Annotated in this window: 17 protein-coding genes and 1 tRNA gene; 9 read left to right on the top strand and 9 right to left on the bottom strand. The window is 41.1% G+C overall.

Annotated features, from left to right (window positions below):
• Positions 1-142: 142 nt before the first annotated feature.
• Both CXF62_RS04970 and CXF62_RS04975 read left to right on the top strand, forming a co-directional pair.
• Positions 143-233 (top strand) — tRNA-Ser (locus CXF62_RS04970).
• 283 nt (positions 234-516) lie between these two features.
• The gene (locus CXF62_RS04975) at positions 517-1,878 is read left to right on the top strand and encodes a tyrosine-type recombinase/integrase (RefSeq protein ID WP_102093143.1); all 1,362 of its coding nucleotides are present in this window, start codon (positions 517-519) and stop codon (positions 1,876-1,878) included.
• A gap of 200 nt (positions 1,879-2,078) precedes the next feature.
• Here the strand turns inward: CXF62_RS04975 and CXF62_RS04980 are convergent, their stop codons facing one another.
• Positions 2,079-3,440: a hypothetical protein gene (locus CXF62_RS04980; protein ID WP_102093144.1), complete on the bottom strand. Its 1,362-nt coding sequence runs from the start codon at positions 3,438-3,440 to the stop codon at positions 2,079-2,081.
• A 435-nt stretch (positions 3,441-3,875) separates the two neighbouring features.
• Here CXF62_RS04980 and CXF62_RS04985 point away from each other — a divergent pair, with 435 nt between their 5' ends.
• The 7 genes from CXF62_RS04985 to CXF62_RS05015 all read left to right on the top strand — a co-directional run bounded on the left by CXF62_RS04985 (position 3,876) and on the right by CXF62_RS05015 (position 9,609).
• Positions 3,876-4,763, top strand: a complete 888-nt coding sequence (locus CXF62_RS04985; RefSeq protein WP_102093145.1) for a YagK/YfjJ domain-containing protein — start codon at positions 3,876-3,878, stop codon at positions 4,761-4,763.
• Between the two features lie 188 nt (positions 4,764-4,951).
• On the top strand, positions 4,952-5,239 hold the full coding sequence (locus CXF62_RS04990; RefSeq protein WP_102093146.1) for a hypothetical protein: 288 nt from the start codon (positions 4,952-4,954) through the stop codon (positions 5,237-5,239).
• A gap of 68 nt (positions 5,240-5,307) precedes the next feature.
• Positions 5,308-6,303, top strand: a complete 996-nt coding sequence (locus CXF62_RS04995; protein ID WP_102093147.1) for a DUF932 domain-containing protein — start codon at positions 5,308-5,310, stop codon at positions 6,301-6,303.
• A 180-nt stretch (positions 6,304-6,483) separates the two neighbouring features.
• Positions 6,484-7,566: a YqaJ viral recombinase family nuclease gene (locus CXF62_RS05000; RefSeq protein ID WP_167514308.1), complete on the top strand. Its 1,083-nt coding sequence runs from the start codon at positions 6,484-6,486 to the stop codon at positions 7,564-7,566.
• 125 nt (positions 7,567-7,691) lie between these two features.
• Positions 7,692-8,603 (top strand): recombination directionality factor, encoded by a 912-nt coding sequence (locus CXF62_RS05005; RefSeq protein ID WP_102093149.1) that lies wholly within the window; start codon positions 7,692-7,694, stop codon positions 8,601-8,603.
• A 165-nt stretch (positions 8,604-8,768) separates the two neighbouring features.
• Positions 8,769-9,029, top strand: a complete 261-nt coding sequence (locus CXF62_RS05010; protein WP_102093150.1) for a helix-turn-helix transcriptional regulator — start codon at positions 8,769-8,771, stop codon at positions 9,027-9,029.
• A gap of 223 nt (positions 9,030-9,252) precedes the next feature.
• Positions 9,253-9,609, top strand: a complete 357-nt coding sequence (locus tag CXF62_RS05015) for a hypothetical protein (protein WP_145990535.1) — start codon at positions 9,253-9,255, stop codon at positions 9,607-9,609.
• A 60-nt stretch (positions 9,610-9,669) separates the two neighbouring features.
• On the opposite strand, the gene CXF62_RS05020 is transcribed toward CXF62_RS05015, so the two are convergent.
• The 8 genes from CXF62_RS05020 to CXF62_RS05055 all read right to left on the bottom strand — a co-directional run bounded on the left by CXF62_RS05020 (position 9,670) and on the right by CXF62_RS05055 (position 21,023).
• Complete coding sequence (locus tag CXF62_RS05020; RefSeq protein ID WP_102093152.1) at positions 9,670-11,322, bottom strand: RNA-binding domain-containing protein; 1,653 nt, start codon at positions 11,320-11,322, stop codon at positions 9,670-9,672.
• 205 nt (positions 11,323-11,527) lie between these two features.
• Complete coding sequence (locus CXF62_RS05025) at positions 11,528-11,710, bottom strand: hypothetical protein (protein WP_102093153.1); 183 nt, start codon at positions 11,708-11,710, stop codon at positions 11,528-11,530.
• Positions 11,711-11,863: 153 nt separating this feature from the next.
• Complete coding sequence (locus CXF62_RS05030) at positions 11,864-12,688, bottom strand: M48 family metallopeptidase (protein ID WP_102093154.1); 825 nt, start codon at positions 12,686-12,688, stop codon at positions 11,864-11,866.
• Positions 12,689-12,716: 28 nt separating this feature from the next.
• On the bottom strand, positions 12,717-16,016 hold the full coding sequence (locus CXF62_RS05035; protein WP_102093155.1) for a type I restriction endonuclease subunit R: 3,300 nt from the start codon (positions 16,014-16,016) through the stop codon (positions 12,717-12,719).
• Entirely contained in the window at positions 16,013-16,675 is a 663-nt protein-coding gene (locus tag CXF62_RS05040; RefSeq protein WP_102093156.1) for a hypothetical protein, read from the bottom strand. The genes CXF62_RS05035 and CXF62_RS05040 overlap by 4 nt, the downstream gene beginning before the upstream one ends.
• Before the next feature lie 164 nt (positions 16,676-16,839).
• The gene (locus tag CXF62_RS05045) at positions 16,840-18,228 is read right to left on the bottom strand and encodes an anti-phage deoxyguanosine triphosphatase (RefSeq protein ID WP_228153172.1); all 1,389 of its coding nucleotides are present in this window, start codon (positions 18,226-18,228) and stop codon (positions 16,840-16,842) included.
• A gap of 73 nt (positions 18,229-18,301) precedes the next feature.
• Positions 18,302-19,486, bottom strand: coding sequence for a restriction endonuclease subunit S (locus tag CXF62_RS05050; RefSeq protein ID WP_102093157.1), 1,185 nt, complete (start codon positions 19,484-19,486; stop codon positions 18,302-18,304).
• The gene (locus tag CXF62_RS05055; protein WP_102093158.1) at positions 19,476-21,023 is read right to left on the bottom strand and encodes a type I restriction-modification system subunit M; all 1,548 of its coding nucleotides are present in this window, start codon (positions 21,021-21,023) and stop codon (positions 19,476-19,478) included. The genes CXF62_RS05050 and CXF62_RS05055 overlap by 11 nt, the downstream gene beginning before the upstream one ends.
• Positions 21,024-21,059: the final 36 nt, after the last annotated feature.

Here is a 21,059-nt window from a genome sequence, read left to right on the forward strand (position 1 = left end):
TAAAACTTATCATTCAACTTTCAACCATTTATACTTGCCGTTACATACTTACTATCCTAGCAGGCGCTTGCCAATAAAGAAAGATAGCGCGCAAGTCGTGACATTCTACATGGTATCCGCTATACTTAGGCGTTCAAAAAATGGTGAAGTGGGTGAGTGGCTGAAACCGCACGCCTGGAAAGTGTGTATACGTTCATAGCGTATCGAGGGTTCGAATCCCTCCTTCACCGCCAATCTTATAAAATCTTAGTTTTCCCACCTTGACCCAATTCCACTCATATACCAATTAAACCCTTTATAAATAACGCGTCTAGCGTTTTTTTTATGTCTGCTGTTTTCCCAACCCCACCCAACGTGACCCACCTATCACGTCGCTTGTGTTGGTCTATTCGTTGGTCTATTATTCATATAGACCGTAATTAGACCAACATTCGATCTAGATTTATACGCCTTAGACCAACATAATTGTCTTAACGCTTTGAATGTATAGCTCGTAGGTATGAGGAATAGACCAACATGTTAAGTGATACCAAAATTCGTAAGCTTAGACCAAGTGATAAGTGCATACCTTTGCGGCCTGACAAGTATACTGACAAGTATGGATTACAGCTTTTTGTGCGTAGCACGGGTACAAAATCATGGATAAGCGTTTATCGCTTTGATGGTAAGCAAAAAAGTATTACTCTTGGTACTTATCCCTTCATGTCCCTATCTCAGGCTAGACAAGCCAATACTGAGATCAAAGCACTGTTGGCTGACGGTATTGATCCAAAAAATAAAAAGCGGCAGGATAAGCTTGCCAATATTCATGCGCAAAAATTCAATGACTACGCATTAGATTGGCTTGCTGAACGACAACGTAACGTCAAGCCGCGTACTTATCAGCAAGACTATAACCGTATGCATAAAGACGTGTTATCACATTTTGAAGGCATCGCTTTAAAAGATGTAAGCTTTGAAGACTGCCGATCAATGGCAGACGAGATCGAAAAGCGTGTGAACAAGAATGGTGAACCACCACGTGAGGTTACCAGACGCACTATTGATTTGGTTGCTAATGTTTTAAAGCGTGCCAAACGCGAACGTATCATTGAGCAAAACCCAATCGATGATTTAAAGGCACTCTATCCTAAAGCCAAAAGCCAGCACATGAAGCATGTGGATATCCATGAGCTGCCTGCCCTACTCCAAGCTATCGAGGGCTACCATGGTCACGATCAGACTCGCTTAGGTATGAAATTCTTAGCCTATTCATTCTGTCGTACCATCGAGCTGCGTATGATGAAGTGGTCACATATCGATTTTGCCAATCGCTTATGGCGTGTTGATATTGATAACCTTAAAATTGCGCGTAAGCATGTCGTACCACTCTCAGATCAAATGCTAGCAGTGTTAGAAGAGATGAAAGCCATCACAGGGCAATATGAGTACGTGTTTTATCATACAGGCATGCATCAGCCATATAGTGAAGAGTTCATCAATAATGCGCTTGATATCTTAGGTTATGCTGGCAAACAAACAGGTCACGGCTTTCGTCACATCGCCTCTACCAATCTAAACGAGCTTGGCTATATGGGCGACGCGATCGAAAAGCAGATGGCGCATGATAAAAAAAGCAGCATTCGCGCGGTTTATAACCACGCGCAGCATTTAGAGGAGCGTCGTAAAATCATGCAGGTCTGGGCAGACTTTTTAGACCTATTAAGAGACACAGGCGAGGTCGTAGACTTTCAGACAGCAAAGCAGCAAATTGAGCAGTCACTGGCAAGTAAGCAACCAAACACATTACAAAACGCTGATAAACAAGATCTGATCAAAGCGCTATTAGAGCAAGGTATCACAGCTGATGAGCTGCAAGTCTACATTGAGAATAACTGATGTATTTAACTGTTAAGAAAAATTATTACAGCCGTCTATTAGCACTAATTTTCTTAAACGTAATAAATTCTGTATCATAATCAATTGAGCTACGTATAGGGCCAACTTAATATAAAACCATACAGTAGGACAGGGATAAAACTTTATAGCACTTGTTGGCTTAGACTCAGCAAGCTAGAAAAACCTATCCCTATATTAAGTCATAACTGATTATAATTTTCTGTATTAGTATCGGCTTTATCTTCAGCTGGTTTTCTATTACTTACTTTAGGGTAAAATGGTTGAACTTCTTGTTTGGGTGTAATAGTCTCAGCTGGCACCTCTTCATTATCGTATCTCGATTGATCAACTGGATCTGCATCATAATCGCTACTTAACTCTTGCTTATCTTTAGTTAGAAAAGTGTCTTCAGAAATGACCTCTCTCTCAGTATGTTCGCTTGGCAAGCTGGAGGGCTTCTCTAGAGTTATCTTATCGAAAGCCTTATATTGATTAGGAAAAGATGGGGACAGCTTAATTTCTTGATTTCGTATCTGACTGTAAGCAGATTCAACTAAGTCATTTAACACTTCACGCTGTGTCTTACCACAAGCCTTAGCAAGATACTTTAGGTTTTTCTTATTGTCGCTTGTGAGATCTATACCCTGATTTTTCTTGATTTTATTGCGATCACGCCTTTGCTTCGAATTCCAAACGTCTTCCATATTACTAATAAAGAGGCCTCTATTATCAGCCGTTTCTCTGTCTACAACGTCGCCATCTTTGTAAAGCCAATAGGTATCGAACATCCAATAATCAAGTGATGCCAGTATGTGACAAAGCCGCATAGCTGTATCTGTTTCTTTAAATTTAATAGTGCCAGAACAAATTAAAGCCTGTTGGCACCCAGCCTTATTAATGTGTATTTTTCGTCCTCCGTTCTTTTTTTTATTCTCTTTATTTATTTTCAAGTTGTTAAGATCATGCATTTTATTCATGTATTGATACATATGGTTTATCTTAACCCTACCGCCATTATTAGTAAGCCATCTAATATCTTTCGAATTTACTTGGCTGAGAAGGTAAGTGTCTTTTAGTAATTCTAAAGTTATCTTTTTCAATGCAACTTGTGAGTCGCTATTTCTCTCAACAATTTTTTTATTCGAAATTAGCAGCTTTCTATTAAAAATAACATCATGAATAAAAATTGATATATCAGATTCTGTGATGATGGATTCACTTGAGTTGATAGTATTTCTTAACACCATCTTTAACCACAGTGCAGCTCTTGTATCGTCGTAAAACCAATTGACGTATGACAAAGGAATACTGTTTTCAGCACTGACTTCTAAAAATGTATTTAAACTTCTAGCGCTGTAGCGTCGCTCTTTTAAAATCCTTATTAACTGTAATTTACAAAAGGAGTCATTTTTCAATACAGTTCCTGTTGATAGTTGACCACGCTTTCTCAACTCAGAAAGGCACCAATACACATTGTAGACGCTAAGAGCATTTACCTTTTTTTCAATATACTCTTCTTCCTTTATCAAAATCTCGCTACTATTTCTACGCACATTTCTCATTATTTATCTCAATATAATAATTAAAAGTAAATTATTTTTTATTAATTCTCTATTATTAAAATACCATTATTTACGTCAGAGAAACATCGTTAAAACGTCATTAAAACGTCGGTATAACTTTAGCACGTTGTAGGAATTATATATGCTTTAGCTAGTAGATTATTATAAAGTAACATCAATGACGATCAGCTAACTCTATCTTCACCTTCTTCCCTAAAACACAGCGAATTACTGTGTTGTGATTTTCATAAACCCAACGCTGGCTTACACAAATCCTGCCTTTGGATACTCATGAAGAGACGGTACGATAATATAAGTTATATTAGGTACTATTTAACTAAGGCGGATGCTATCCGCACTGAACAGTAAAAAAATACACAACCCTATGAATATATGTAGCACCCATTCAACTTTATATTCATAGGAAAGCAAGCCATGATCTACTCACCTGTTAATCACTCACAGCTTATCTCTAACGTCGACAGACTGGTTAGAGATGTACTGTTCGGTACGATCAGTTTTCAACAAATCAAAAGTCGATTGAACGAGTTCTATTACTCGTTCATGATTAGCTTTGATCCTGAATTTAAATATTTAAAACCAATCCAAGCATTTATAGAAAGCACTAATATAATTGTTGGTGATGCTTATCCTTATAACGTATTTTGGGATAATGAAAAGACAGTACAATTTATTCGGTTACTGTCAGGTTATGAGAAGGTGATCAAGAAAGATTACAGCGCGTGGCGTTATCAGAGTAATCAAAATGGCAAAAACTTAGAGCTTAATATCAGAACCCTCATATCAGACCATTCAAGATTGTTGTTTGTTCGAGTGGATTTAAAATACATACAAGAGATCAGTCATCACATTACCATTCGTGATTTTGACTTTCATATGAAAAAATTAAGAGACGCCATTCATAATGGCGATACTTGTTTTACGCATTTACTTAGCTATGCTTGGTCATTAGAACATGGTGGAAAAAATGGTGGCTTTCATTGTCATCTGCTGCTGATCTTTGATGGCGCAAAACATTACAAGGACAACTATTTGGCTGATCAAGTGGGACAAAAATGGCGAGATATTACTGAAGGCGTTGGCTATTGCTTTATCTTAAATACTAAAAATCATAAAGAAGGTCTTGCACGCCGCGGCATACTTGGTATCGGGATGATTCATCGTAATAACATGCAAGAAGTTGAGAATGCGGTTAATGCTGCTTTGTATTTAACCCGTCCTGATAAGCCTGATGGTAGCTATCAACGTCTTAAAGTGTCTTTACCGAATATGAATACCTTTGGGCAAAGCATGACTCACTAGCTCGGTAAGAGGGGTGTTTAATAAAGCCACAGCATAGATATCCCTTAATATCAAAATAATCTCAGATATACAGTATCCCCACGAGATGAGATAAGGAGCCATCGCGATCTTATCCGTCTATCCCTCAACGCCTAATTAAGGTCTGCTTTTAGCAGGCCTTTTTTATGCGCCACTATCAAGGAGATGCTATGAAACCTATCTGCCCCAACTGTCATTCAGCACACGTTATAGAAAATACGGATACCAACATGCAAAGCATGTCAGAGCATCTGTGCTCACCCAAACTCTTAGTCAGTCTGGGTGTGAGCGTCTGCAAGTATTACAAGATTAATCCGATGATTGGCATGGTTGCAGGCGGTGCTATTGCCACCGTGATCAATCTGGCACAACAACGGCTGATGCAGCCGCCATTACTGAAAGCGGCTATCCTGCCGCGCTATCTTTGCAGTACCTGTCAGCATACCTTTAGCATCTGACATCCTCATTTATTTACTCACTCAATTATCAAAGCGTTTAAACAATCAATATTAAAAGGAATATCAGCATGGCACATTTAATAGAAAGCATGGCATACGTTGGCGAAACCCCTTGGCACGGTTTAGGTAATGAGCTTTCCCCCAAGCAGCCTATTGAAGTCTGGGCACGTGAGGCTGGGATGAATTGGCGTATTGAATCATCGGATGTGAGCTACATGGCAACCAACGATAAAGGCCAAAACCTAATCATGCCTTATGACAATAACAAGGTACTGTACCGTAGTGACACCCTAGAGCCACTATCGGTAGTTAGTCAGCGCTATCAAGAAGTCCAACCAAGTGAGATCTTAGAGTTTTACCGTGATCTGACTGAACAAGCTGACTTTGAATTAGAGACCGCAGGGGTGTTAAAAGGAGGTCGCAAGTTCTGGGCACTCGCTCGTACGGGACAATCCGCGACACTACGTGGCGGTGATGTCAGTCATGGCTATCTACTGCTAGCAACCGCTTGTGATGGTACGCTTGCCACCACAGCACAGTTCACCAATATTCGCGTGGTTTGTAATAACACCTTAGCGATCAGCCTTGCGAACGGTAATGGCGGTGTGGTGAAAGTACCGCATAGCACCACCTTTGATGCAGAGAAGGTCAAGCAGCAATTAGGCGTATCCGTCAATCAATGGAATGAGTTCAGCTATGAGATGAAGCAATTGACCAATAGGCGAGTCACGCAAGCAGAAGCGGCCAACTATTTAAACCGCGTGTTTAATGATGTTAAAGATGATGGTCTTATTCTGTTTAATACGGCCAAAAAAGAAAGAGATGCCATCCCGAATGCTAAAGCGATGAATCAGGTGATGACGATGTTTAATGGCCAAGGGCGAGGTGCTGGCCTTGATTCAGCTAAAGACACCGCTTATGGCTTATTAAATGCGATGACAGAATTTGTTGATCATGAACGCCGTGCCATGTCGCAAGATCATCGCCTTGACTCTGCCTGGTTTGGTGCTGGTGCTAAGCTTAAAGACAAAAGCTTAGATGAAGCGCTACGCTTGATTGCCTAGTCGCTTAGACAATCTGATCTAATGAATCAACCACGCCTTTGCGCGTGGTTTTTTTATGCCGTCAATTAAGCAAGGCACATTTACAGATCACCAAGAATAAACTTAATAAAGGAGTTCACCATGAACCTGATCGCATTAAATCATATAAACACGACTCAGCTAAAACCTAAACGTTCAGTCATGACAGGCAAAGCGTCCCGAACCGCTAAATCTAAAACCAAGGTCAAACCAGTAGAAATCACGCTAAAGCAAAATAAAACTGCTCAACCAAAGACATCAACCACGCCTAAGCGTTTGGTCAATACCAAAGACTTAAGCCGTGAAGATTGGCTACAAGTACGCAGACAAGGAATTGGCAGCTCCGATGCTGCTGCCGCTTGTGGTATCCACCCATACTTGTCCATGCTTGAGCTATGGATGATCAAGACAGGACGCATGAGCTCAAACATTGATGCTAGTGGTAATAACGGCATCGAGGGTTACTCGCCCCTGTACTGGGGCAATACGCTTGAACCCATGGTAGCGAAATACTACCAAGAGCATACAGGCAATAAGGTTAGGCGTGTCAATGCTGTCTTGCAGCATCCTGATCCTGATAACGCCTTTATGCTGGCGAATTTAGACTATGCCATCACTACTAATGATGAGGTTCAGATTTTAGAGTGTAAAACCGCTGGTGAACATGGTACCAAGCTGTGGCGTGACGGCGTGCCTTTGTATGTGACCTGCCAAGTACAACATCAGCTGGCGGTGACTGGCAAACAAGCTGCTCATATCTGCGTACTGCTGTGCGGACACGAGGCTAAGATTTATAAGGTTGAGCGTGATGAGCGTTTAATCGAGTCTATCATGGAGCATGAGCGTCTGTTCTGGCAATACGTAGAAACAGACACTCCGCCAACCCCTGATCATAGCGAGTCAGCAGCAAGAGCATTAAAACAGCTGTATCCAACGCCTAAACCATCAAGCAAGGTTGATCTACGAGGCGATGACGGGGCCAACAGGTTGTTTGAGCAACTCTTAAACTACCGCGCATCCATGGAAGACATCGAACAGCGTCATGATCAGGTTAAGCATCAGCTGCAAACGCTTATCAAAGACAATGAGGTCGCTGTGTTTGATAAAGGGGCTATTTCATGGAAGCGCTCGAAAGACAGTGTCGGTCTTGATAGCAAAGCGGTTATCAAAGCGCATCCTGAATTGCTCATACAGTTTAGTAAAACCAAGCAAGGTAGTAGACGCTTTGTCATTCTTAATGACTAAGCCATCAGTCACTTAATCATCAACGCAGCAATCAACCAGTTAAAGCGAATCAAGCAAGCGCATAAAGCCCACCTGAGATAGGTGGGCTTTTTTATGGCTCATCAAAACACATAAGGAATATCACCATGATTAAAGGTCTCACGATAACCCCGCCCGTACTCGGTCGTATCAGCATTGGTCGTGTCATTGAAAAAGATGGCAAACGTCTGCCTGCCAAAGACGATCAATTCACCATTACCAGTCAAGTTCAAAACAAGGATGGCTGGATCAATCATCCACTCGATGCAAAGCTGCGTGCAAATAACGACGGTAAGCTCAGACAGATTCCCGTACGTATGTTGTTTAACGATCCTGAGCTAAACCTTCGTGCTGAGTACACGCTGTTCGATAGACAGACAGGTCGTCCATTATGTGTGGGTGACGGTGAGCAATGTCAGCGCAGAACCAATAATGGTGTCGAGCAGCTTCCTTGCCCATCACCTGATCGCTGTCCATTGGCACAAGGCGGGGCTTGTAAGCCGTATGGCAGACTGTACGTGAATCTGTCTGAAGACGATGAGCTCGGTACATTTATCTTTCGGACGACTGGCTTTAATAGTATTCGAACGCTTGCAGCAAGGCTTAGCTACTTTGCGGCGGTATCCGGCAACAAGCTGTCATGTTTGCCACTGCAACTCACGCTTAGAGGTAAGAGCACGACGCAAAGCTATCGCACGCCGATTTACTTTGTGGATTTAACGCTGCGTGATGATGTGACGCTTAAACAAGCCGTACAAGATGCACAGGCAATTGATAAAGAGCTTAGCGAACACGGCTTTGATCAAGCGGCATTAGAGGAAGCTGCTAAACAAGGTTATGTCAATTCCTGCTTTGAGATTGATAGCGATGGTCTGATGGATGTAGCTGAAGAGTTTTATCCAGTAGAGACAGATGAGGCCAATAGCAGTCCTCAAGGTGGGTCGAAAAATAGTGTTGCTCCCTACAATGTCGGTAATATTGAAAGAAGTCTAAGGGAGAGTGTGACAGCTATAAGTTAAAACAGTGGTAAGGATAGACGGCATAAGAAAAGAGTTGATTATTCAGCTCCTTTTTATGTTGCATATCTGGCCAATCATTGGACTACATGGGATGCCGTAAAAAAATATGGGACTCCGTAACTGTATGAGAAGAAAGATTCTCATTAACTTACAAAGGAGATATTCATGGAACAGTTAAATGCGAACACACAACAAAACGTATCAACAGCTAGCGCTTTACAGATACCTCGCATGATACCGCTCAAGCAAGTAATGCATTATACAGCGCTTAGTAGTACTACGATTTATGAGATGGTCAATAAAAAATCTGATCGTTACGATCCAACATTCCCTGTTCAAGTGAAGTTATCAAGGGGACGTGTAGCATGGGTTGAGAGTGAGATTGCAGATTGGATTGAGAGTAAAATGGCTGATCGGATTCACTGATCAAGGATAGAAAATAAGCCGCACTACGCGGCTTATTTTTTTGTCTTCTTTTTAATCCCATATTTTAGTAGCATGCTATATAGAACATAGCTGTAATTATGAGTATAAAACGAGCAGACACGGACTTTTACTATGGATTTAAGACAAGAAATAGCCTTAGATATTGCTGCTGCATTGTCTAAAAGCCACTCAAAAAAAAATTACCAAGCAGACTATCAGATATATGCAAAGTTTCGATACTGCTCTAGATATGGGCTATCTCAGAAATTTATGGGATGATGTCTGCTATCAACGTCAAAAAGAGCAAGCTCCTTTCTGGAGTTACTATGACGATATGATTCTACAGTCTGTCTCATCAAAGCTTGAAAAACTCAGTCAGCATGAGATCTATGCTATATGGCTACAAGATCCTAATTTATACTATCAATTAGACGATATAGATATTGGCAAAGAGCATATAGATAAAAGCCCACCTTACTGCGTAGATGATATATCACGATACATCATGAACGAATATATTTACAGAGAGGCAGAGAGCTGGCGGAATGACAGACTTAGACAACTACTAGGTTACTTTTAAAGTATTCTAGGTAGCCAAACCTAGCTAGGTTTAGCTATTCTTAGCTGTTTTTAGCTATTCTTAGCTATTTGGAAGATGCCAAGACCAACCTTCAGAAACGACTAAACCATCACGGCGCATCTTCTGCAATAGATTACGCACCTTATTTTTACGCTGCTTATCATCTAGTACTTGTGGCAACTTATTAGCCAGCATCTTATCAAAGTCAGCTAGTCTACCTCGTTCAAACGTCTTGAGGTACCCTATAATCAAGCTTTGATAATGCATGTCATCTAAGCCGCGCATCTGCATATACTCCGCCTGCTGCTCAGTATGCTTGGCAACATCAGCGGCGATAATATAGCTATTTTTGCGCCCTTCTATCAATGACTTTTTACGTAGCGTATCAGCTTCGTTTTCAGTGATCGCCTGCCCCTTTTGCACTTTATCAAGCGCTATAATATCGTGTAGTGTGAGATTATCTACGCTTGCTAACTGCTTGGCGTACTCTTGATCAAGCACTTTACCTGTAAACTTCACGCCTACTCTTTCACGGGTTAAGTCATAATCTGGCAATGGGAAAAAACGCTTAGACTGAATCTGATACATTTTTTTGATACCGCTACCGATGGTGTCCATCATGTTTAGACTGACCATGGCGTTAACCAAAAATGGATTACGATAGCTCGCTTCAGGCGCATCTTGTAGCAAGACGTTCTCGATAGTCTTAGGAATAAACTCCCCACTGTTTTGAAAAATCAGTGTTGAGTCTTCTTTTTCAACTACAGTAATACGTCCGCCCAGACGATAGTCTTGATGACCAATAGCATTACTTAATGCTTCACGGATGATATAGGGATCATACTGCTGCACCTCTTCAGGAAACAGCGTACCAGCAGGCATGTAGCGGTAATTGAGATTGCGAATTTTGTTATATACCTCGTCTAAGGCTAACAAAAACGGTGGTTCAAAATGTTGATAGTCTTTTTCAATACCATCAACGCCCTTTAGAATCCAAGTGATATGCGCTTGCGCTGGGCTCAAAAAATACGTGGACTCATAACGCCCCAATAAAATAATCGCTGTATTAGTGATCTGACCACGAATGGTAATTTTAGCTTTATTCAAAAAGGTAATGTCATCCCATTCTTGAATATCTTCAACCAAACGTTTGTTTTTATCAGCAAAGACTTGTCTAGCAACAGCAATGGCTTTAGGATCAAGGTCGTCAAGCGTTGCCTCATGGCAAATCTCGGCACTCCAGTCATCCGCTCGATTTTGCCACAGCTTACGGCTTTGATCAGGATAATGCTTAAGTGGTTTTGTGAAGCTACCAATACGAATATAAGGCTCATGTAAAAAGCTAATGGGCATATCTGTGGCTGCTGGAATTTCGAACAGCACCACCGCTTTACCATCAATCTGTAACTCATGAATTGTGAAATGAATTTTAGGACTTAAACGGCTAACCAACCAATGCTCTAAGTCTTCGTTGCCTTTGGCTTTTTTTGTCTTTGGGCTGAAGCTTGTACCAACGATATTATGCGTGCCATCCTCTACGCCAAACACTAAATAGCCAAATTTCTTGCCAGACAAACAAGCACCATTGGCAAGCGCAGATATACGCTTACCAATCTCATCAGAGCTATGAAAGTTATGCTTAAACTCAAGCCACTCTTGTTCGGTAGGCTGTTGAGTTAGGCTTAGGATAAGGCTTTGATAGTGATCGGGCATAGTAAGATACTATATCTAGTTAAAAAGAAGGTATATTGAGTCTATTTGAACGGTATGATCTGCTTATTTAGTTTAAACTAATTTGTCCATTTTCCAAGTAGCCATTTATAAAACTGAATATAAAAAGTCTCAAACATAGCTGGAATGACCCATGCAAAAAAACCTCACTTACAAGTGAGGTTTTAAATAACTACCTGCAAGATCCTTATTTTTTTGTGTCACTACTACTGAATGTACCAAGTGGCCTACCTTTTGGAAAATCTTGATCTGTCAAACCTTGCTTACCCATTTCCTGAATTTCATCATTTTCCTTTTGTTGATCAGCATCATTTAGTTCTTCAGCATCATCGTCATGATCGTCATGATCGTTACCATATGGGTTACCCATCATACTTTCCTTACATTCATTAAGTAAGAAAATAGTATCGAACGATTAATTCATTCTTTCAAGTAAATTTTCAATATTTTGTCTGGGAATGTAGATCATTATGCAATTCGATACTTTTCCAAAATAAAACATTAAATTATCTAGCTCTAAACTTCACTCATTCAGATAAAGCTCAGCCATACCATCAAGCCTAGCTTTCACCTCTTTCCAGTTCGGCATGACTTGCGTTAATAAGCGCCAAAAGTTTTCGCTATGGTTGTGTTCGGCTATATGACAGAGCTCATGCAGTATCACGTAGTCAATGCATTCCTTTGGTGCTTTTACCAAATGTGGATTAAGTATTAGATTGCCTCTAGTAGAGCAGCTTCCCCACTGCTTTTTCATGGTTATTAATTTTATTGAAGGACTATTTTTAACCCATGAAGCCTTATATATCAAGGCTTCAAGCCTCTCTCTAGAGATCGACCTAAATTTATTTTTATACCATTCATCAATAAGACGTTTAACTAAGAAAGCTCGTTTTTCAGCGTCTAATTCAGAATCACTTTCAGACAACCCTACATTCAACTTACCGCGACTAAGCTTCACAGTGCTGTTGGTTACATCGGCAGTTTCTGCATTGGTTATCACTTTTAACACATAACGACGGCCTAGATAAAACTGGGTTTCGCCGCTGACATAACGCTTGGGCAATACATGATCTTGTTGCTTGGCAAAGTCTTGTAGGTTTTGCCATATCCAGCGAGCACGTTTCATCATCGCATCGTGTATCACCTCATCGCTGGCATCGACAGGTGCGGTAGCAACCACACGCTGATCAGGATGTACTTTAATGACCACTTTTCGAGGCTTGGTCTTTTTAGCAATGAGCTTGTCACTTTTAGACCTGTTTATCTTTTCTTTATAAGTTACTTCTTTACGCACAACTTCATAGTCAATTTTATCTTGACCATAATAAAACACACCATTCTCAGTCATTACCTACTACCCTCTTACTGCTCTTAGGCTACTTATCTCTTGAAAGTCCAAGACGGGTAATCTTTAGCACTTCCTCAATAAGCTGTTGCGCTTTATCGATACCCAAATCCATAAATAACATTGGCAGCAATTTGACACTAATAGCATTCTCAATTTCTGCTGGGTTAATAGAATACTCAGCCACGGCTGTCTTAACGATACTATCAATCTCAAAGGCGTAATCGACTAGCTTGGCGTTATCTAACTCTTTATCTATCAAGAAATCAGTATCAAATAAGTGCTTAAACAGACCAAAATACGCCTGAGCATGTTTGTTTAATTTACCACTATCATCGACAAACGCATTTGGTACATCAGCGACATCACGGTCTTTAACGGCTTGCTCAAAGTCAGCAAACATCATGTACTGCTTTACTGGTGCATCGAACATGGCTTTAGCATCAGCAATCGCTTGTTTGAGCAATTTAGAAAAATACTCTTGAGCATAGGGATCATCAGCCAAATCCTGCTCAATCATCTTGGTGACACGACCAGTGATTTTATCCGTTTGGTTACGGGCTTCATCATCGCTTAATTCTTCAGGCTTAATATCCTTACCTAAGTTGCCAACCAAGTAAGCACCTTTTGCCTCACGAACCTCAAGTCCAGCGATGTGCTTATCGAGTAAGCTACGAATATCCGCTTCGTACTCATCGTAATCGATGGTCTCATCAGCATCCTCGCGCACTTGCTCACGTAGATTGATAAAGGCTTTTAGATCCTGTTTATAACAATCACGTTTACTATCAAACGACTTATCCTCAAAGAAAGACGCTGATTGCAGCGCAATTTTCATAGCGTTAGAAAATGCGGTTAAAGCTGCATAAAAGTCATCACGGTCTTTGAGCTTGGTATCGACTACCCTGCCATCGATTTCCTGCATCTTTGGTGCAAGCACCTGCCTTAGCGCTTGTCCGTCTTGTTTGTTTTTCACTGATGAGAATATTGCCCACAGTTCGCTATGCAGTCTGGGTAACTGCTTATACTCGGTATCCATCGCGTTATACAAACCTTTGAGGTCTTCGATATCGAAGCCACCTTGCGTACGTTCTGCTAAGTCTTGGTATCTCTCAATGGTAATATCTAGCTCTTTTAAGATGCCGCGATAATCAATCAAATAACCAAAGCGTTTTTTCTCATGCAAGCGGTTTACCCGTGCAATTGCCTGAATCAGGTTGTGCTGCTTTAAGGGCTTGTCTATATACAGTACGGTGTTTTTTGGCTCATCGAAGCCCGTTAGTAGCTTATCAACAACGATCATAATGTCAGGACCATCATCTTGACCAAAGGCTTCTATAATGGCTTTGGTATAGGCCTTTTCATCACCACCATATTGATTGGCAACATTGGCTTGCCACCAGTTCTGGACAATATCTTTTGATTCGCCATCGACGGTGTCATGCCCCTCACGGGTATCCGGTGGCGACATGGCAACCACTGAGGTCACTTTGCCAATCTGATCTAATGCCATTTTATAACGGATAGCTGAGGCTTTAGAGTCACAAGCCAGTTGACCTTTTAGGTGCTGCTGTTTAAAGTTTTGGAAATGATCAGAGATGTCATGAGCGATCAGCTCAATACGTCCTTCAACCTGATAGATTTGACCTTTTTGAGAGAACTTACGTTTAAGGTCAGTCTTTTGATCATCGGTAAGCTTTTGAGTAATACGGTCAAACCATGCATCAATGGCTTGATCATTGGTATTCAATTCAGGGATACGCTCTTCATATAAGAGTGGCGTGACCGTTTTGTCTTTGACCGCTTGCTGCATGGTGTACGAGTGAATGATGCTACCGAATTTGTTTTCGGTCTTATCATCTTTCAGCAGAGGCGTACCCGTAAAGGCAATAAAGGCAGCGTTTGGCAGGGCTTGTGCCATACGGATATTATTCTCACCATTTTGGCTACGGTGACCTTCATCCACCATAACGATGATGTTTGGGCTGTCGTTGTAGCATTCATCATACTTAACGGCTGAGCCAAACTTATTAATAATAGAGAAAATAACGCGCTCATTACCGTGACCGATTTGCTGCGCCAGACGGCGACCAGAGGTAGCCATAGCACCGGACTTATCACGATCGGATAATACACCACCAGATGCAAAGGTTTTACTAAGCTGAGTTTCTAGATCGACACGGTCGGTGACAACAATGACGCGGCACTTCGCGAGCTCCTCTAACCAAATAAGTGCTTTAGAGAAAAACACCATAGTGAAAGATTTACCACTGCCTGTGGTATGCCAAATGACACCGCCCTCACGACTGCCCTTCTCATCAAAGGTACTAATACGCTCAATCAAAGCTTTAATGCCAAAGACTTGCTGATAACGAGCAACAATTTTGCCAGCCTTTTTGTCAAACAAGGTAAACATGCGCGTCATCTCAAGTAGACGCTGTGGCTGTAAAAGGCTGATGATTAAGCGGTCTTGGTCGGTGACAGCTAGATCACCGCCAGCAATCAATGATTTATATTCATCTTTGATAGAGGCAGAACGATGGCTAAACAAATTCTCAATCTGCTCATCGCTGAGCGTTTGGTTTTTTATACGGGCAAACTCAGGCTCAGAGATTTCTTCTTCGACCCATTTCGCCCAAAATTTCCTAGGTGTACCGCAAGTAGCATACAGACCGTCATTACCGTTAACCGCAAGTAATAACTGGCTATAGGCAAATAGGTTTGGAATAAATTTCGGCTTTTGATTGCGAATATGCTGGGATACCGCTTGGGCATTGGTCGACTGCCCCTCTCTACTCGAATCAGGGCGCTTAGCTTCGATCACTGCCAGCGGTAGACCGTTCACGAAGCAAACGATATCAGGAATGACATTACCTGTGCCCTCAGTATTCTGTACTACCATCTCTTCAGTAACGTGAAAGCTATTATTATCAATATTATTCCAATCTATCAGAGCGACGGTCTGCGAGGTTTTTTTACCATCGATGAACTCAGTCACGGTCACGCCGTATAGCATGGCGTTATATAGCGCCTCATTAGCGAGCTGCAAGCCTAAGTTCATGGCTGGGTTTAGCTCGTGCATGATTTTATCAATAGCACTGTCTGATAGGTAATGCGGTGTGCCTTCAAACATAAAAGTCTGTTTGGTTAAAAACGCACGCATAATGGGTAGCAATACCACTTGGTTGGTGGCTTTGTTTGTAGCCACTTTTGAGCGCATGGCGATGCATTGGCTCGGCGGAATAAACTCATAGCCGAGCGTATTGAGCAATGCTAAGGCAGGAATTTTTGAGCTGAATTCTTCGGCGAAGTTGATGCTAGGGTTGGTCATATCTGCCTACCTTGATTACATTGCTCATAATCTAATTTTATTACATCCGATAAGGGCGTAAATTTTGGATTCAAAACGACTTCTCCTTCGCCAGTTCTCATCCAAAAAATATCAGAATTACTTACAGTAGTTTTGATAACAACTCGATCTTCTTTATCAAATCCATAGTGGTTAAAGGCGAATACTTTTGCCGTATCAAAATCAGTAGTCCAAGACTGCCTATCCCTATAGCTCTTATCTTCAAATGATTTTAAAGAACATCCTCTGTATACAGTCAGCTTGGCTGGTTGTTCAGGATAACTGTCTATAGGCGAAGATATTACTACTATAGGAAACCAATCATTTTCACCACGATTTACGTGTTCATAAATACCTTTATATGCCTCTAGCTTTTTCAAAATATTAAGCTGTTCAAAACAGCTAAACATTGCATCCATAAATTCATTTTGCTCATCAGTACCATCTTCGTAAAAATCAACATCCTTACTAAATGAAGAAGATACTTTTGAAACCATTAGCATATTAGAAAGCAATCCATTTGCTGTTACCTTAAAGCTGTCATCAAAACTATCGTACTTCTCAAAGAAATGCTTCATCTCAATCTGCATCTCATTTTTTAAGCAATCTAGCACTGCTGGTGGAAGCTCAACTTTACTCATTTGGCATTACCTCTAGCAAAGAAAAACCGCCAAGGTTACGCGTTACCCAAAGGGCAGTAAGCGTGGCGGTTATATGGAGTACTGCCTAATCGATAGTGGCTATCTTATAATACTTGTAATAGTCCGACATCATCATAGGCCGACTATATTGAAATCGTAATCGATCACAACCTATCAAAGATAGAACCTTTGTTAGGAGTAAAAAACTTCTCATAAAACTTAGTAGCGTAATCATCAGTCATACCAGCAATAAAATCACAAATTACTCGCATCTGAGCTGCCTCTTGATCTTCTACTGGCAGATTTTTCATAGAATCTTTCCAAATTACTTTGGTAGACTGGGGCAGGAACCTCTCAGGATCTTTAGCCAAAACTTGAAACAACTCTATAACTAGCTTTTGTCCTTTGAACTCAAGCTGTTGAACATTCACATCCTTGATGACGACCTCATATACAATTTTAAAAATATGTTCTCTTAACTCTTCCACTTCTTTTTTTAGCTTAACCTCAAGACCTAGTAATGCATTTTTACAGTTGGAACCATTCTCAACTATTTCAGCATTAGTTATCATAAGGTTAACTAGACGACCAATCGCATCTTTTCTTTCATAACTTTCATCACCGAAAAGCTTTCTAGTTATGCAATCAAAGTTGGATTCTTTTTCTACTCTTTCATTTTCTAGGTTTTCAACAATATCGAACAAGCTGTTACTATCATTGAAATGCTCTTGCCATTGCTCTCGACTGATCATCCCTAGAGAAAGTGCATCTTCTAAATCATGTAAGCTGTAAGAAATATTATCTGCCAAATTCATGATCGTACAATCTAAAGATTTAAAACGTGTGCATTGATGTTTATCTTTTTTGGGTTCAAAAGCAGTAAACTTATTAACGTCTTCTCCATCGAAGCCTTCAAATATAAATTCTACAATGTCTTCATCTACATCGTAATAACACTTAGGTGGCTTTTGTGCGTCCGCTTTGAACAGCCAGTAAGGGACATCAGGATTATTTTCAGACCCATAAAAACCATCATTTACTAAGCTGCTATATGCAGCAGGATACTTCAAAACACCTAATAGCATTCGTCTTGTAGGGTTTAAGCCGTGATTTTCGGTGTACTTATCTAGCTTACCAAGAATTCGCAGAGTCTGACCATTGCCTTCAAAACCGCCATATTCGCGCATACAGTAATTCAGCGCTACCTCACCACCATGTCCGAAAGGTGGATGACCGATATCATGTGCTAGACAAATAGCTGTAATCAAAGACATATCGGGTAAGATGTCTTGATAACTTTCATACTTTTTACGTAAGAACTGAACGATACCTCGACCAATTTGAGCTACTTCCATAGAGTGAGTTAACCGAGTGCGATAAAAGTCACTTTCTCCCAAACCCAACACTTGAGTTTTGGATTGTAGCCGTCTAAAAGCAGCTGAATGTATTAGACGCGCTTCATCTCTATCAAATTGACTCCTGACATCATCTGAGCGATATGGCTGATATTTTCTTCTTGCTTCCATTTTTTCTTTCAAGACATCATCAATCATTTTTACGCTTCTTTTGAATAAACTTTATCCAAGTATCGTTTATATTACTTATATAAGCAAACCATTGTTTGCACTAAACCACCACCCGCTTCTTACCCGTCAACAACTGCTGCATCAGCGCCTTTTTCTCTTGCTGCAAATCGGCAAGCTGCTGCTCAAGCAACCCAATCTCTTTATCGGCATTGGTTAACACGGTGGCAATTTTTTGTTGTTCTTTGAGATTCGGTACTATGAATTTTACCTTTTCAAAACTCGTCTTATTTAATATAGGCAAGGCTGTAGTTCCTGCCCAAGCTAATAATTTATGAGTGTTAAACTCTATTAGATAATAAAAAAACTCGTTTGAATTTTTTTTATTAATTACTACAGAATTAATTTGTTGATTGGTAGCTAAATCTTCATTAGCTATCGCATTCTTACCTATAGATGCTATACAAGTGACTAAAACACTTCCTTTAGGAACGATTCTAGCTTTAGTCGCTCCTGATTCTGTTAGTTTAACTTTAGTATTTGATACATACTTTCGCTTAAAATCCTCGGCTGTAGCCCAAGATATACTGCCATCATAATTACTGGAATCATTTTTTGGCGGAGTGTTACCAGTAATCACCTTACCGAAAGATGATACTGTTGCATCCTTCCACTCTCCCTCAAACCTTTTCCCCGACTCATCAAGCAACCGCTTTTTACCCGTCAGCAATTGCTGCATCAAGGCTTTTTTCTGCTGGGTACTATTCTCAATTAAACGCTCGGTCGTGCTAATCGCTTTATCCCAAGTGGATAGGATTTTGGCGATCTTTTGTTGTTCTGGGAGAGGAGGAATATTTATTTTAATCGTATCTAAATCAGTACGATTTATTTTCGGCATTCCTGTACGCATGGACATTGAAACCGCAGTGCTATAAAACTTTGGCCCTAACATATAGTAAAATAAGTAGTCAGCAAATAATCCTTCTTTAGTCCATATTGGGTACATATCTGCGCTACAAACACCATCAAAATCAGGTCTACAAACTTTATTAAGATTAGGACGGATCTTGGAATAAACTATAGATTCTCTGTCAAACTCATACTTTCCAGATATTAGTCCTAACTCGGAACATTGTCTGACGTTCTTTATTCGACCAGTATCAGAAGTAACATTCTCTGGCCCAATATGCCACATTGAAGAATAAGGCTCTTCTCTAGGGTCAACCTGTCCATTACCAACAAACGCAACATCTTCAAAGCTTTTAACCTCCCATCCCTTAGGCACCATAACCCAACTCCTTTAAAAACCCTGCCATCTCAGTTTCTAGTGCATCGAATTCAGCTTTTAACTCAAGACGCTCAGTACGCACCGCGTCCAAATCAATCTCCGCCTCTTCCTCAAAGGTATCGACATAGCGTGGAATGTTTAGGTTAAAGTCGTTTTCTTTAATCTCATCGAAGCTCGCTAGATACGCGTATTTATCAACACTTTCTCGCGATCTATAGGTCTCGATGACTTTAGCAATGTTATCTTCAGTCAGCTGGTTTTGGTTCTTACCTGATTTAAACTCATTGCTGGCATCAATAAACAGTACCGTGTCATCGGTTTTATTCTTTTTAAACAGCAAAATAGCCGCTGGAATCCCCGTGCCAAAGAACAGCTTTTCGGGTAAGCCAATCACCGTATCAAGCAGGTTTTCTTCGATGAGTTGCTGGCGGATTTTGCCTTCACTCGACGCACGGAATAGCACGCCATGCGGTACGACCACACCCATGCGCCCAGTAGCAGGTTTGAGCGTTTCGATCATATGACTGATAAAGGCATAGTCGCCCTTAGTCTTGGGTGGTACACCGCGATGGAAGCGACCATAGGGATCGCTGCTGGCATCGTCATGACCCCATTTATCCAGTGAAAACGGCGGATTGGCGGTCACCACATCGAACTGTAATAAGTGCTTGCCATCCTTGTCGAGTAGCAGCGGATTACGGATGGTATCGCCCCACTCGATACGGTGGTTGTCCTCACCGTGTAGGAACATATTCATCTTGGCCAGTGCCCATGTCGAGCCAATGGCTTCTTGACCGTATAGCGCATACTTCTTAGAGTTTGAGTTTTTGCGTACCATCGCCCCACACTTAATGAGTAGCGAGCCTGAACCACAGGCAGGATCACATATCTCATCACCTTCGACAGGCTCAAGGATAGTCGCTAGTAAATTCGATACTTCAGGCGGTGTATAGAACTCACCAGCCGTCGCGCCACTACTTGCGGCAAAGTGCTTGATTAAGTATTCGTACGCATTACCAATCACGTCCAAGCTACCAACACGTTCAGCACTTAGATTAAGGATGTCTTTGCCAAAGTCTTCTAACAAGTGGCGTAATAGCTCGTTTTTTTGCTTTTCTTGACCGAGTTTATCAGTGTTAAAGCTGATGTCTTGAAAGACGTTTTTGAGCTTCGTACCGTTGGCTTCTTCAATCGCATGAAGCGCCTCATCGATACGTTGACCGTTGCCCGGCTGATGACGCTGCTCATATAAGTCCCAAAAACTTGCGCCTTCAGGTAAGACAAAGCGCTGCTTGGACATCATGGCGTGGATTAGTTCAGGGTTGTCGTTACCAGAACCGCCAAATTGCTCGACCAGCTTGTTGTACTCATCGCGGTAGACGTCTGATAAGTACTTGAGGAACAGCATGGTTAAGATAAAGTCTTTATAGGTATCGGCGCTGATGACCCCGCGAAAAGTATCGCAGGCATTCCATACGGCTTTATTGATATCGTCTTGATTGATTTTGCTAATATTATTAGTGGTACTGGCAGGCATTTATTAGTCCTAGATACTTTAGGGTGTGTATAGAAT

The sequence above is a fragment of the Psychrobacter sp. MES7-P7E genome, assembly GCF_002863645.1.
Lineage (GTDB): Bacteria > Pseudomonadota > Gammaproteobacteria > Pseudomonadales > Moraxellaceae > Psychrobacter.